The following is a 13880-nucleotide window of genomic DNA, read 5'->3' on the forward strand; positions in this document are numbered from 1 at the left end:
TTTATTCTCCCCCTTTAGTCGTTATCGTCATCACAGTATCTGTATTGCCTACTTCACGTTTAGAGAGGTGTAGTGGCTCCACCTGTGCGTCATAATCATCTTTACTTGAAACAACCATAATAGTAACAGGATCATATCCCGCTTCTATAATTTTGTCTATTTCAAACTTTAACAGTAAATCACCTGCTTTGACCATATCTCCCGCTTTGACGACAGGTTCAAAATATTTCCCCTGAAGTCTAACCGTATCAATCCCAACATGAAACAGCAATTCGCAACCATTTTCCATTTTCATCGCAATCGCATGACTTCGGTTGTAGACCACCGCGATCTGTCCATCAACAGGTGCATACAATTCGCCTTTGGACGGAATAATCGCAACACCCTCACCCATTGCCTTACTTGAAAATACCTCATCATTTACATCAGCTATTAAAATTTGTTGACCGATGACTGGACTTTTAATTTCTTGTACTTCTTGTGATTTTTGTGTCTTTTGTTGCACGGTATTTGTAGCCATCTGTTGGTTTTGATTTTTATCCTTGCGATCCTTACCAAAAATAAGCAAGATAATAAATGGAGCAACGAAGGAAATAATGAGTCCAATAAAAGCATTAATAATATTTTGAGGCAAGCTTTCTGATACAAACATCGACATGCTTGCTAGGCCTGGCCCTACTAATACATACACTTCTACTCCAACAATTCCAATAAACGCTCCGCCAATTAAAGAGCCAATCATGACGCTGCCCAGCACTTTTTTATTTTGTAAGGTGACCCCGTACAAGGCTGGCTCTGTAATCCCAAACAAGGCAGAGATACCTGCGGATATGGCTGTGGAACGAAGTTCCTTATCCCTTGTACGAATCGCAACGGCAAAACAAGCGCCACTCTCTGCAATATTATGAGCTAAGGAAGCGGGTAAATATAATAATTCTTTTCCAGTTGTCGTTACAGATGTAATCGCATAAGGCAGTAATGCTTTGTGCATCCCAACTGAGACCATAAACGGTAACACAGCAGCTAAAAGTGCAGTCGCTACCCATCCCACCTTACTAAACAGCATTACAATCACAGATGAAAAGCCTTCGCCTAGCGTATAGCCAAGTGGTCCTAATAACAACAAAGAAATCGGCACTGTAATGACTAATGACATCATCGGTACAAAGAAAATCCGAATCGCTTTAGGTGAAATACGAGTAAACAACTTTTCTAACTGAGCATATAAAAGAATCGTTAGAATTGCCGGAAAAACCTGATAAGCATAAGAAATGTTTTTAATTGGGAAGCCAAACAACATTGCGCCCTCTGTTATCATGGCTGTTACCTTCGGCAACATTAATGCCCCTACCGCAGATAAGGCAACAAGCTGATTCACCTTTAACTTTTTAGCAGTTGTAACCGCTACCAACAATGGAATGTAGTATAGTGGCGCATCCCCAATTTGGAATAAAAGCTGATAGGTTTGTCCGCTCGGATCCATCCATTTCATTAATCCTAAAAGTAACAAAACCGATTTTAAAATCCCTCCACCCGCAATCGCTGGAATAAGCGGAGAAAAGATACTCGTAATAAAATCTAATAAAACACTTCCGATATTTTTTTTAGAGCTCGTTGAGCTGGATGTACTTGTTGAGGCCCCAGCCCCAGACAAATGCCCCATGCCCCCTAACAATTCAATAATTTCATCGTATACTTCTACGACATCGTTACCGATAACAACCTGACATTGACCTATCATTTTTACAGCAATTACACCTGGAACACGTTGTAAATGGTCTACATCCACTTTGCTATAATCATGCAGAGAAAATCTTAATCGCGTAGAACAATGCTCAAGCTGCGAGATATTGTCTTTTCCACCTACATGCTTCAACACTTCAGATGCAGTCAGCTTATAATCCATTTGTCATTCTCCTTTGCTGTATGCATATGCTGGAAAATGGGTACAAAAAAAGGACCTAAAACGACAAAATAAGCTTTTGTCCATTTTAGATCCTGCCTGCTTTACCAGTCACATGTCTAAGTTATTTAATTAAGGTTAGTATAGTTTATAATTATGAAAGCGTCAACATTTGTATAAAAATAAATTTGTGATTATTTAAAAGCGAGAAGATTAAACGTTACAGAACTATTGAGTAATGGGTATTTTCCTTTAAAATATGATATATTAAATTTGGCTCAATCATAGAGCCTTTATTTTAAATAAAAATTTTAAATCTAGCAAAAAGGAGTCTAACATGAACATACTAAAAGATTACATTGCGGCAACCAATACACACGATTTTGAAGAAGTAAGGAAAATACTCCACCCTAATGCGAAGTATTTTTTTACGAGTCAAACCTGTACAAATCACGAGGAGATTAAAGCCTTTTTTGAAAATGCATGGGAAACTGTAAAAGAGGAAAATTACGAAGCTAGAGATGTAGAATGGCTACACCAAGACAGCGAATCTGCTACCTGCACCTATACATATTTTTATGAGGGCTATATTAATGGGAATTATGCCAGTGGATATGGTAGAGCAACCAATGTATTTGTGAAGGAAGGAGACAACTGGCTACTGATTCATGAGCATTTAAGTCCAATACCTAAACAAAATTAGATGAAGTGCACTATTAAATTAAGAAAAATATAATGTTCTACAATGAAATTATACTAAATAAGTATTGCCAGCATTTAGCAGTCATCATATAATGAAAAAAATTGATGAGGCTTACTATGGATCGGTAGAATCGTTGAAGCAGTAAGCAAAAGAATGAGGCTCCCCTCTTCCCGTCAACTTATAGCGTCTACCCACTAGTGAAAGGAAGAGGTCATTTGTTCAAATTTTTTAAGAGAAGGTTAGTTGCACGTATTGTTGCCATTGTTACACTCGTTATATTAGTTCTTTCATCTGGAAGTCTACTTTTACAGCTAGCTAATATCAAGATGGCTACTCAGGAAACGATTTCGGGCTACAATGTTAAAATTGCACAAAATTATGTAAAGCATCTCGATTCTGCTACCTATGCTCAATTTGCACAAGATCCGAAAAAAAACGAGCAGTTTCTATCTATTAGAGAGGAACTAAACGCATTTCGTGAGCGCATCGGAGCCATGTATGTGTATTTTGTGAAAATCGATGCTACGGGTACACCACTTATGATGGTAGATGGAATTATGGATGAGCAAAAGGCCTCAGATATTAATGAATTAACTGATATTCCAGCAGAAGCAGTACAGCAGTTACAAAAAGGAGAGGCTGCTAGCTCTTCTATCATTCATAATGAGGAGTATGGTAGCTATATTTCATCCTACGCCCCTATTTTAGATCAAAATGGCTCTTTACTTGGCGTGGTAGGTATTGATACCTCTGTGGGTGTATTGGATATTATTCAAGCTGATATTTTAAAATCAAGTATCCCGCTATATGCCATACTTCTGTTACTTACATTCGTCGGTATTATTATTGTGACTTGGTTTATCATTAGAGGCCTACGTCCCTTATATCCACTTAAAGCAAGCGTCAATAAAATAGCAAATGGAGAACTAGCCGAAGCCAGCCAAATTCTTCAAGGCTATCGTTTGCGAAGCGAAGATGAAATTGGCAGTACATATCAAATCATGACCCATATGTCTAACAATCTTAATCAAATGGTAAGTGAAATGGTTGCGGGCGTTACTGCTACAACTACATTGCTCACTGCTACAACCGATAAATTTGAACAAGATGCCACAGAAATGAAGTCTATGAATAAAACGATAGATACCTCGGTAGAACAAATTAGACAAGGTGCACATACACAAAAGCAAAGTGCAAGTGACAGTGTTCATGCCATGGAAGAAATAGCAAAAGGCATTATTGAAATATCAGATTCCTCCGCTGATGTGTTAGATACAGCAGAAGGCGCCATATTTACAGCACAGTCTGGTAAAGAAAATATGTCAGGCATGAAAAATCAAATCGAACATATTTCGCTGGTTGCTAGCGAGGTGGTATCAAAGGTAAGCCTATTAAATGGCTACTCCAAAGAAATTGGGGGAGCTTTATATACATTACAAAATTTTGCCTCACAGACAAAGCTACTTGCCCTTAATGCCTCGATTGAAGCTGCAAGAGCAGGTGAACATGGCAAAGGATTTTCTGTTGTTGCAAACGAGGTTAGTAAACTAGCGGAGGCATCTAGTGAATCTGTACAGGTCATTTCAAAGTTACTTTTAGGCATCCAGCAGGAATCACAGCAAATTAGTGAGCAAATGGATATGACTGCACAGGAGATTAGTGAGGGTGTCAACCTATCTAGTAAGGCTGAGCAGGATTTTAAACAGGTGGTAGAAGCTTTCAAGATTGTTGCAGGGCGTATCGAGGAGGTTTCCTCCGCTGCACAACAAATCTCCGCAGGCACTGAAGAGGCCACTGCATCAGCTCAGACAATATCGCAAATTTCTTCACATGCAGCTGATCAATCGGAGCAAATTTATTGTCTAATTCAGAGTCAAACCAAAATGTTTAATGCAATTATAGATATATCTGCTCAATTTAAAGAACAAACAGCTGCGATGACGATCGCCGTTGAAAAGGTTAAAGTCTAATTTTTTTCAACCCTCTAGCCTAAGGCTAGGGGGTTTTTGCTTCGATAATTAATCCGCCTATAGTTTCAATTCATTCTTAGTGTTTTGGTCTGCACCAAAATTATGTTTTTCGCATCTATTTGCTGGGAATAGTACTAGTAACTAACTTATAAATTTTATTGACATATAAAACTGTTATACGATAAAATAACTATACCGTCTGGACGGTTTACTTAAATATTATGTGCAAAGGAGATTGTTAATGAGTTCAACTTATAAATGGATCATGCTATCTATTGTTTCAGTTGCATTATTACTTATTTCTTTAGATATGGCGATCCTGTACACAGCATTGCCAACATTGACCCATGATCTTGCTGCTACTGCTTCCGAAAAATTGTGGATTATTAATGTCTACCCACTTGTTATGTCGGGTCTCTTGTTAGGCATTGGCGCGTTAGGAGATCGAATTGGTCATAAACGTATTTTTATGAATGGTCTGCTGGTATTTGGTGCAGCTTCCCTTGCAGCAGCTCTTTCCTCCAGCCCGGAAATGTTAATAGTAGGTAGAATATTTTTAGCAGTTGGCGCTGCTATGATGATGCCTGCCACACTTTCAATTATTCGTATTAATTTCAAGGATGAAAAAGAGAGAAACTTTGCAATTGGAGTATGGGGTTCTGTTTTCTCTGGTGGTGCAGGTTTGGGCCCGATTGTCGGGGGCGCTTTGCTTGAACACTTTCATTGGGGTGCCGTTTTCTTAATAAATGTACCAATTGTAGTCATTGCCTTTTTCTTGTCGTTTAAATTTGTCCCTAAAGATGAAGGCCATTCAAACAAGAAGTGGGATTGGTTTGGATCTATTCAAATTATGATAGGTCTTATCGGCGTGATCTTCGCAATTAAAGAAGCTACAATGAGAAATGGGCATATTGGAGTCGCTATTTTATCGGTGGTTATTGGGACAACTGCAATGTTGTTATTTTACAGAAGACAAAAACGAATGGGCAGCCCGCTAATTGATTTTAAATTATTCAGAAACGAGCGTTTCTTAGGAGGGATGTTAGGGGCAATATTTCTAACATTTGCATTGGTTGGGACTCAACTGATTTTTACTCAGCGATATCAGTTAGTTTTAGGTTATTCTCCGCTCAAATCTGCACTGTTCATGCTTGCGATCCCTGTGTCATCCTTTATTTCTGGGCTTGCAATAGGCTACTTTCTACACAAGTTTTCAGTATTACGTACTCTGCTTATCACAATATCCCTTTCTGCCGTGGGCATGGTATGCTACTTAGCTTCACTAAATCAAGGCACTTTATTTGAAGTCTTCTCTTTGGCCTTGCTAGGTGCTGGTTTAGGAGCTTCAGGAGTTGTATCTTCTAATGCAATAATGAACAATGTGCCGGTAGATAAAGCAGGTATGGCGGCATCCACTGAAGAAGTATCGTATGAAATAGGTGGCGTATTAGGTGTAGGTATTCTTGGAAGTCTATTGGCATTCTTCTACACACGCGGCTTTGTTCCAGTGAATGGACTCTCTCCGACAATGGGAGTGGACAGTTTGGATGAAGCGCTAATAGCTGCTGAAAAGCTTCCGACTCAACAAGCAGCTTTACTAGTCGATCATGCTAAAGAGGCTTTTAATTATGCTTTTAATTCGGTGAGTATGATCTCGACGGGAGTGATAATTGTTGGAGGATTCAGTATCGCTTATTTAATGATTAAGGAGCATAAAAAAGAAAAAGTTGGACTAAAAAGCTAAATATCAGATAATAGATTTAGAGGTGATAGAATGCGGAGTACTTCCAGAAGAGAGTTAATACTGATTGCAACAGCAAAAGTTATTCGGGATTTAGGAACAAACAACTTAACTATTGAGCTTGTTGCAAAAGAGGCAGGGGTAAGCAAAGGAGGGGTATTACATCATTTCCCCAGTAAACAGGCGCTCATTCATGCTTTGGCTGAAGAGTCCACCGCACAGTTTTTAGAAGATCTCCGTCAAAGAGTATCAAATGAAACTCAAGATGCTGGAAAGTGGTCACGGGCATACCTCGGGACAACATTAAATCACGACAGAGACAATGTAGGAATGAATGAATCAATGATAGCAACGTTAACGATGAATCCTAAATTTAGGTCTATATATCAGAAAGAGTTTGAAGTCATACAAAAAAATATTGAAAACGATGGAATTAACCCGGTAAACGCAACAATTATTCGATTAGCTATGGATGGTTTATGGTTCTCCGAGATTATGGGGATTGGCAAGCTCGATGAGCATCTGCGCACTCAAGTATTTGATTACTTGATTAATATGACTAATAAGAATGAATAGACTAAAGATAGTTTAACGACGCGACACAGATCATGTGTCGTGTTTGCTATATAAGTTAGTTGTTAGAAAACATATTGAATACCTGAAGCTGTTTTGCAGAATAGCCTCAGGTTTTTTAGAACTTAATTTATGGCTTAAGCTTTCCTAAAAACTGCGTGACCTCCTCCATATACCCCTCTGCCGTTATGCTTCTTGGCGCAAATAAAAAGGTTAATGTCGTTTTCCACTCAGAGCCAGCAATCGAGGTTGGCAACATCGAATGCTCTGTGTTAGGAAATACTTTTACATGAAGCAACGATTCAGGGGAAATTTTTGCACGATATACCTGTTCCGTTTCTTTAATATCTACGTTCACATCATCCTCCCCAAGCAATAATAGCACTGGTGTTTTAAAATTAGCTAAATCTGCTGTAGCATCAGCATTAAAGTTTTTAACTACGAAGTTCCACCGTTCCTTAGACATCACATCATCCTTACGCGCAAGCTTCATATATTCTTCATATGAACCTTTTTTATCTAACAAACCTTTAATCTCATTTTCATACGTGACTTGCTTCTTAATTTCTTCTGAGCTAAAGCCGTCCTTTTTCATTTGACTGCGTGTATTATATTCTCCTTGTGTACGCCAATTAATTGCAGGTGAAACTAAAATGCTAAAAGCTAATTTTTCCTTGCCTGCAAGCTTAGGAATAACCCAACCCGCTTGGCTAGCGCCCCATACCCCCATTTTGGTATCATCGATCATAGGCTGTTTTTTTGCCCATGCCAATGCTTGCTGCGCTTCGACAACCCGATCATCAATACTTTGATCTAACCAATTTCCTTCTGAGCCGTTAATACCTCGTTTATTTAATGACAACGAAGCATAACCTTGCTTAGCTAGCGCTTCCCATAACGGTTTGTAGCCTTCACTATGCGCCGCATCAATAGCACCGTCGCCATGAATAAATAAAACCAAACCTAACTTCCCCGTATACTGTCTAGGCAAAGCAAGTGTACCTGTCAACTTGCCTTGTGGAGCATCAATTTCTATTGACTGTTCTACAATATTAAACGTACTTTGCTGTAAAATATAAAGGCCTGTCCCCGTAAATAATAACAATGTAATGAGAATTGAAATCCATAGTTTTTTTCTTTTAAGCATAAAGTTCTCCTTTGCGGGTCATGTAGTTCCATCTCTTTTCACCTAGCAATAATGCTGTGAGCAAGCTGTTATCACAGTTTTGTTGACTAAATTGATACCGTTCATATAGCTGAATCGCTTTATGATTATGGCTTGCAACATGTAGACTAAGATAAGTCATTCCAGCAGATTGCCGCATGAATTGGTGTGCCCATTGCAGGAGCTGTTTCCCGATCCCTTTACCTTGATGCTGAGGGTGAACCACTAAATCCTCAATGTAGCATTCCTCTAGTTTAGGGCTGTGCTGAAGCAGGTACAATCCTGTGATCAATTTAAATAATTTCCAATTGCCAATGCTATTACATTTATTCCACCAGCTAAAATCAATAGATTTATTACGTTCATCAAATCCATGAGATCCATTAGATTCATTAAATTTTATCAACTTCCATTTTATACACATAGTGCCTACCACCACTCCCTGCTGCCTAGCTACAATACGTAAGTTGTTAGGCTCCTGAGGTAAATAATGAAGTAATTTTGTAAAAGTAAAGCCTAATTCCTCTATAGAAAGGGAGGTTAAATTTTCAAATTTGTATCCAAAGCCATATGCCATTAATTGACCTACAGATGGATAAAGCTCAGGCTGAACTGGCTCTATAGTAATAAATAGGGTCACTATAATTCCTCCCATATTATATAAACAATTGACGATTAAAATCCAAGCCCCTAAGCTAGCTTAAACCTTATTGTTTTCCTTCAATTTGAGTAATAGTTCATAATGAATTTGCTGAGGTGTAAACAGCGACAAATATGATTTTTCAACGATAATAAGCGGTACATCCTCATCATAACCTTGATGTGTAACTAGAGCATAGAATTGAGAGATATGCTCATCTAGCTCCATCTCATTTGTGACTGACAACTGACGGGACAAGTAAGTACCCACTGGTAATACCAGATCACCACTTGCTATATTGTCACTTTCTTGATTGTAATTTGCTTGATTACTAGGTGTATAAATCCCGACACTCCCCGACTGATCGTATACATAATGAATATCTGCTTCAAACAAATTAGGTACTTTTCCTTGCTGCTGAGTAAGTAGCTTGGCATTTAACGTAGCTGGCTCCTGCATCCGAAACCATAACGATAAGGCCATCTCTTCACGATGAACAATGGAATACAAAGTCTCATTCTCAGCTTCATTCTTCTTATCATCAAGCGACTCTTGTTCTTGTAAAAGTCTTGTAATAAAGGACTTTGTATCTATTAGCTGTGCTATTGCGGCTTCTGTATCACTTAAAGCTTGGCTAAATAGCGATCTCATTTGAACCGAAGATAAGCCCCTGAAGCATTCCTTAATGACCTGAACCGATAACCCCATCTTCCGTAACAGCAAAATGTGTGCAAGCTGATAAATTTCATCGATCCCATACATACGATATTGATTGTCAGCAATATAAGCAGGCATCAAAATTCCCTTTTCCTCAAAATAACGAATTTGATGTACAGACACTTGCATCAGCTTTGCTAGCTCACTAATTGTAATTTCATCCTTCATGTATGCTCACACTCCTTTTGCTCTTTTATCCTTCTGTCTCGGCTACACTTAAGTTATCCCAAGTATAAACCTTAGGTCTGAGCTAAGGTCAAGCGCTTAATCCAAAAAAAATCAGCTTCTAAACAAAAAACAACAGCCTGTTTTAAACAAACCTGACTGCTGTACCTTACTTCATTCAATTTATTTCATTCATCTATTTCATTAGTTTATCCACCCAACCAAAGGTGAGCTTAATGACCTGCGTTGGCCCTGGTAGATTAGGTTGAAAAACAAGGGTAATGGCTAAGATCATCGTCCCAAGCGTGATGGAATACATGATAATTTTAGCCCTTTTTTGTTGACAGTTATTGCTTTCTCCCACCATAATAATACCCGATATCAATAAAATCCCGATGATCCACCACCCTTTCATAGGCGCCTCCATTTCTCATATCTGTCTTATATAAGTCTTATATAAGTCTGAATTAATTAGTCTTCCCTTCGCCTTGTGGTTCCGTTGACTTACCTGTATGGGTAATGACAACCTTGTTTACTACAGTAATGTCCATCTCCGTATATATTTTTTCCCAGTTATTTTTTTGCGCTTGCCATTGCTTCGGATAATATCTACGAAATTGAACTGATGTTTTAAATAAATCAGCTTTAAACTCGTTTTGTGAGAATACAATTGCCTGTTCTGCGTATTCCTTTAACCGATCACTCCAAGCTTGTCTAACCTCTGATATCGCTTTTTGATCCGCCAAATCAACATTTGTTGTATTCAATACAACATCTCCTTTTGCATTAACCAGCATTTTTACACTCCACTTTTGATTTTTGATGTGCGGTTGAATACTTACCGTTGCTTTATCTAAGCGAATGGCGATAACGCCTTTACTGCTTTTAATGCTAATCGGGATAATAAAGTTATTAAGTTCATTTGAAAGTAATAATACGCCTCCACTAAGCGGTTCCTCCACAGTACGTACATACTTTCCTTCCTTAAACAAACTAATCCCTTTAAAAAAAGGCGTAGTTGCCAGGTTTTCTTGCCCAATTTCTAGAGGTGAAATTAACAAACGAGATAACAGCGCCGTTTTGCTAGGTCCATCTATTGAACGTACTAGCTCTAATAACGTCACTTTTGCACCAAGTCCTAAGTTTGCCATTTCACGTAATGATTCTGCTGAGCTTCTTTCCAAAGGATCAAGCAAAGCCAATATTTCCTCCGCACGTGCCTTACTTGAAAAAACATAAGCATGCTCACGAAATTCAGGATAGCGAAGAAAAAAATCAATATATTCACGCAAGCCTTGTTTGCTCGCCTCCTCATTAAAAACAATCACTTCGCAATGTCCCCAAAACATCTCCCTAGATACTTTTCTTTGTAGCCGGTTTAAAGCCTCTGCAATTGTGGAGCCTTCCGCTTTATGAATCATCGTAAGCCCACTCGGGCTACCTCCTGTGCTACCTACACTTTCAGTCCCTCCGCCTTTACGGGGAACAAAGATTTGCGCCGTTAACTGTACCTTTTCATTTTTATAATCAAGCCCTGTAGCAAGAACAATCGCTAAATCATTAATTTCTTTCCGCCCCCAACAGCCTGTCAATAATAAACTAAATGACAACAAAATAAAGAAGAGAAGATGACCAAGCTTTTGCTTACATTTCATGATGGTTCACTTCCCTTATTCCGTCCTTGAAATAGCCGTTTTAAAAGGGCTACGGCATACAGCATAGCGGGTATAAACAGCAAAAAGGCTAACGTATATATATTTGCAGCTGCGCCTAACAAGCTAGCTGCACTGGATTGATCTGAAACGACCCAATAGGCAAAAACCAGACATAAAAAGGACAATGGAAAAACAACTGGCTTATAATCCTCCATACCTAACCACTCCGCTACTGAAGTCGCAAAAATGTAAAGAAACACAGATATTTTTACGAATATACCAAAAATCCAAATCGCAATGACAACCGCCTCAATATGCTGTAGGAAATCAGCGATCGTAATATAGCGTGTCGCGATCATAAATGGATAAGCAAAGCTATCTGTCAAATCTCCCATCAAAAACAAACAAAATAAATTACTAGCAATCATAGCGATGGTTGTAACTAGCAGTGAGATCAGCATGGAGCGTGTAAGTCCTTGCTTCTGATTTACATTTGGAATTAAAAACGCAATAATGATGTATTCACTAAACCAAGCTGCTGGTGCAATCGCCCCTTTCATGCTAGGTAAAATTCCACGCTCCATAAATGGAAGTATTTCGGCGGGATCCAGCTCCCCAATTAAGAGCAAACAAATACCGCAAAATAATATTACAACTAACGTTACAAAAACTTGACTTGTCCGGCCAACGACTTCAATTCCAAATCTTACATTTATCGCACACACAATAACCATTGTTCCCATAACAACATATAGCGGTGTAGCAGGTAATGCTGTACTAGTAATAAATTCACCATACTGACGAATGACAAGCCCCGTTAAATGTGGAAAAAACCATAAGAAGAGAAAGCTCACTATTTTTCCAATCCACTTGCCACATATGTAAGGACTGGCCTGAATAAGGGTTTTTCCAGGATAGAGACGATGAAGACCGATAGACAAACCAATGGTTGCTAAGCCAAATATTGAGCCAATAATCGGTGAAATCCACATATCATGCCCGGCATAACGCATCGTGATACTCGGAACTGATAATATTGCAGTAGCAATTATAGTTGGAAAAACTAGAAAAGCTAATTGATTGGCTGAAATTTTACCTTGGTCTGTAAGCATATCGTTTAACTCCCTTTTTTCCAAGACGTGGACCGCCACCACACATCCCTTAACCTAGATTTTGAGGTTGGGGCAATTGGCGATAAATAAGGGGTACCAAATGAGCGTAAGCTGCTTAAATGGATCACAAGCAATATAATCCCTAACATAATACCGGGTAAACCTAATGTGCCTGCTAATATCATCATCGGAAACCTCATAATCCGCGTAGCTATACTTGCTGTATACCGTGGAATCATAAATGAAGCAATCCCCGTCATTGCAACAATAATAATCATTGGAGCCGATACAATCCCAGCCGAGGTCGCAGCTTGTCCAATAATAAGTGCACCTACGATACTTACGGCTGAACCGATCTGCTTCGGTAATCTAATCCCCGCTTCACGAAGCGCCTCAAATGAAATCTCCATAATCAGCGCTTCGATTAATGCAGGAAAAGGAATCTCCTCACGCGCTCTTGCAATACTCAGCATCAATACAGTAGGAATCATCTCTTGATGATAAGTGGTAATGGCAACATAAAATGAGGGTAGCAGCAAAGCGATGATATAAAAGAAATATCTCAACCAGCGAATAAAAATTGTAATATAAATATTTTGATAATAATCCTCTGGCGATTGCAGCATCGCAGACAATGTAACTGGTGCCACCAAGCAAAACGGCGTTCCATCTACAAAAATAGCAAAACGTCCCTCAAGCAGGTTGGATACAACCACGTCTGGACGTTCAGTTGCAATCATTTGAGGAAATGGTGAATAGGGCTGGTCGCTAATGGGTTCTTCAATGCATTGGCTCTCTAACACATCAGTTAGCTTTATTTTATTAAGACGGGCTTCCACCTCTTTGACCAAGTCGTCCGTAATTATCCCTTCCATATAGACAAGTGTTACTTTTGTACTTGTATATTTTCCCATTACTTGTGATTTTATTTTTAGTGAAGGGTTTTTAATACGCAAACGGATTAACGATAAATTCATACTTTGAGATTCTGTAAATCCGTCACGCGCTCCACGAACTGTAGATTCTGCAACAGGCTCCTCTGGCGTGCGTGAATGATCCTGAACAAAAGGATATACCGTCCCACCCGCTTTTCCAGCAACAAGAACTAAGGTTTCCCCTTCTAAAATTGCTTCCACTGCTTCCCCCACAGTGCTTACCACTTGAGCTGAGGAAACAGGAATATCCTGTTTCAAATCCTGTTGTGTTTCCTTTGCTCTGTACGGTTCAATATGATGTGTCATTGTGGTATCTTGTTCGGTATATCGCAACTCAATCTCTTCATCTTGACATTGTAGTGGTGCTAATACTTGACGCTCCAATCGCTCCACATTACAAAGACCTGCACAATATACGCACAAAGCGGCAGTACCATTATGAGTCTCAAAGGAATGAAATATAATATCAGAACAGTGCAAAAAAACAGCACGTAATTGCTGTTCATCCAGTCCAATATCCCCGGTCAATTCAACCTGTTCTTTTTGCTTTGCACCCTTTGCTTGTGTACTCATTTTATGCATCCTTTTTATAATTAAAATA

At 39.0% G+C, this 13880-nt stretch carries 12 protein-coding genes; 4 read left to right on the plus strand and 8 right to left on the minus strand.

The window, feature by feature from the left end; all coding sequences use genetic code 11:
- Position 1: 1 nt before the first annotated feature.
- On the minus strand, positions 2 to 1906 hold the full coding sequence (locus J2Z32_RS18205) for a beta-glucoside-specific PTS transporter subunit IIABC (RefSeq protein ID WP_210090624.1): 1905 nt from the start codon (positions 1904 to 1906) through the stop codon (positions 2 to 4).
- Positions 1907 to 2240: 334 nt separating this feature from the next.
- Between J2Z32_RS18205 and J2Z32_RS18210 the strand changes: the two genes are divergently transcribed.
- From J2Z32_RS18210 to J2Z32_RS18225, 4 genes are all read left to right on the plus strand, one after another.
- The gene (locus J2Z32_RS18210) at positions 2241 to 2606 is read left to right on the plus strand and encodes a YybH family protein (protein WP_210090625.1); all 366 of its coding nucleotides are present in this window, start codon (positions 2241 to 2243) and stop codon (positions 2604 to 2606) included.
- A gap of 215 nt (positions 2607 to 2821) precedes the next feature.
- Positions 2822 to 4576 carry a methyl-accepting chemotaxis protein gene (locus tag J2Z32_RS18215; protein WP_210090626.1) on the plus strand — a complete coding sequence of 585 codons (1755 nt, stop codon included), beginning with the start codon at positions 2822 to 2824 and terminating at the stop codon, positions 4574 to 4576.
- A 241-nt stretch (positions 4577 to 4817) separates the two neighbouring features.
- Positions 4818 to 6320, plus strand: a complete 1503-nt coding sequence (locus J2Z32_RS18220) for an MFS transporter (protein WP_210090627.1) — start codon at positions 4818 to 4820, stop codon at positions 6318 to 6320.
- 30 nt (positions 6321 to 6350) lie between these two features.
- A complete protein-coding gene (locus tag J2Z32_RS18225; RefSeq protein WP_210090628.1) occupies positions 6351 to 6893 on the plus strand; it encodes a TetR/AcrR family transcriptional regulator in 543 nt (180 codons plus the stop codon).
- A gap of 127 nt (positions 6894 to 7020) precedes the next feature.
- On the opposite strand, the gene J2Z32_RS18230 is transcribed toward J2Z32_RS18225, so the two are convergent.
- From J2Z32_RS18230 to J2Z32_RS18260, 7 genes are all read right to left on the minus strand, one after another.
- Positions 7021 to 8037 (minus strand): alpha/beta hydrolase family protein, encoded by a 1017-nt coding sequence (locus tag J2Z32_RS18230; protein WP_210090629.1) that lies wholly within the window; start codon positions 8035 to 8037, stop codon positions 7021 to 7023.
- Positions 8030 to 8695, minus strand: coding sequence for a GNAT family N-acetyltransferase (locus tag J2Z32_RS18235; RefSeq protein ID WP_210090630.1), 666 nt, complete (start codon positions 8693 to 8695; stop codon positions 8030 to 8032). The genes J2Z32_RS18230 and J2Z32_RS18235 overlap by 8 nt, the downstream gene beginning before the upstream one ends.
- Before the next feature lie 60 nt (positions 8696 to 8755).
- Entirely contained in the window at positions 8756 to 9580 is an 825-nt protein-coding gene (locus tag J2Z32_RS18240; RefSeq protein WP_210090631.1) for a helix-turn-helix domain-containing protein, read from the minus strand.
- A 193-nt stretch (positions 9581 to 9773) separates the two neighbouring features.
- Complete coding sequence (locus tag J2Z32_RS18245) at positions 9774 to 9992, minus strand: hypothetical protein (RefSeq protein WP_210090632.1); 219 nt, start codon at positions 9990 to 9992, stop codon at positions 9774 to 9776.
- Between the two features lie 52 nt (positions 9993 to 10044).
- On the minus strand, positions 10045 to 11232 hold the full coding sequence (locus J2Z32_RS18250; RefSeq protein ID WP_210090633.1) for a Ger(x)C family spore germination protein: 1188 nt from the start codon (positions 11230 to 11232) through the stop codon (positions 10045 to 10047).
- On the minus strand, positions 11229 to 12344 hold the full coding sequence (locus tag J2Z32_RS18255; RefSeq protein ID WP_210090634.1) for a GerAB/ArcD/ProY family transporter: 1116 nt from the start codon (positions 12342 to 12344) through the stop codon (positions 11229 to 11231). Before J2Z32_RS18255 ends, J2Z32_RS18250 begins: the two co-directional genes overlap by 4 nt.
- A gap of 5 nt (positions 12345 to 12349) precedes the next feature.
- A complete protein-coding gene (locus J2Z32_RS18260; RefSeq protein WP_210090635.1) occupies positions 12350 to 13852 on the minus strand; it encodes a spore germination protein in 1503 nt (500 codons plus the stop codon).
- Between the last annotated feature and the right edge of the window lie 28 nt (positions 13853 to 13880).

The organism is Paenibacillus turicensis (assembly GCF_017873435.1).
GTDB classification, from domain to species: Bacteria; Bacillota; Bacilli; order Paenibacillales; family Paenibacillaceae; genus Fontibacillus; species Fontibacillus turicensis.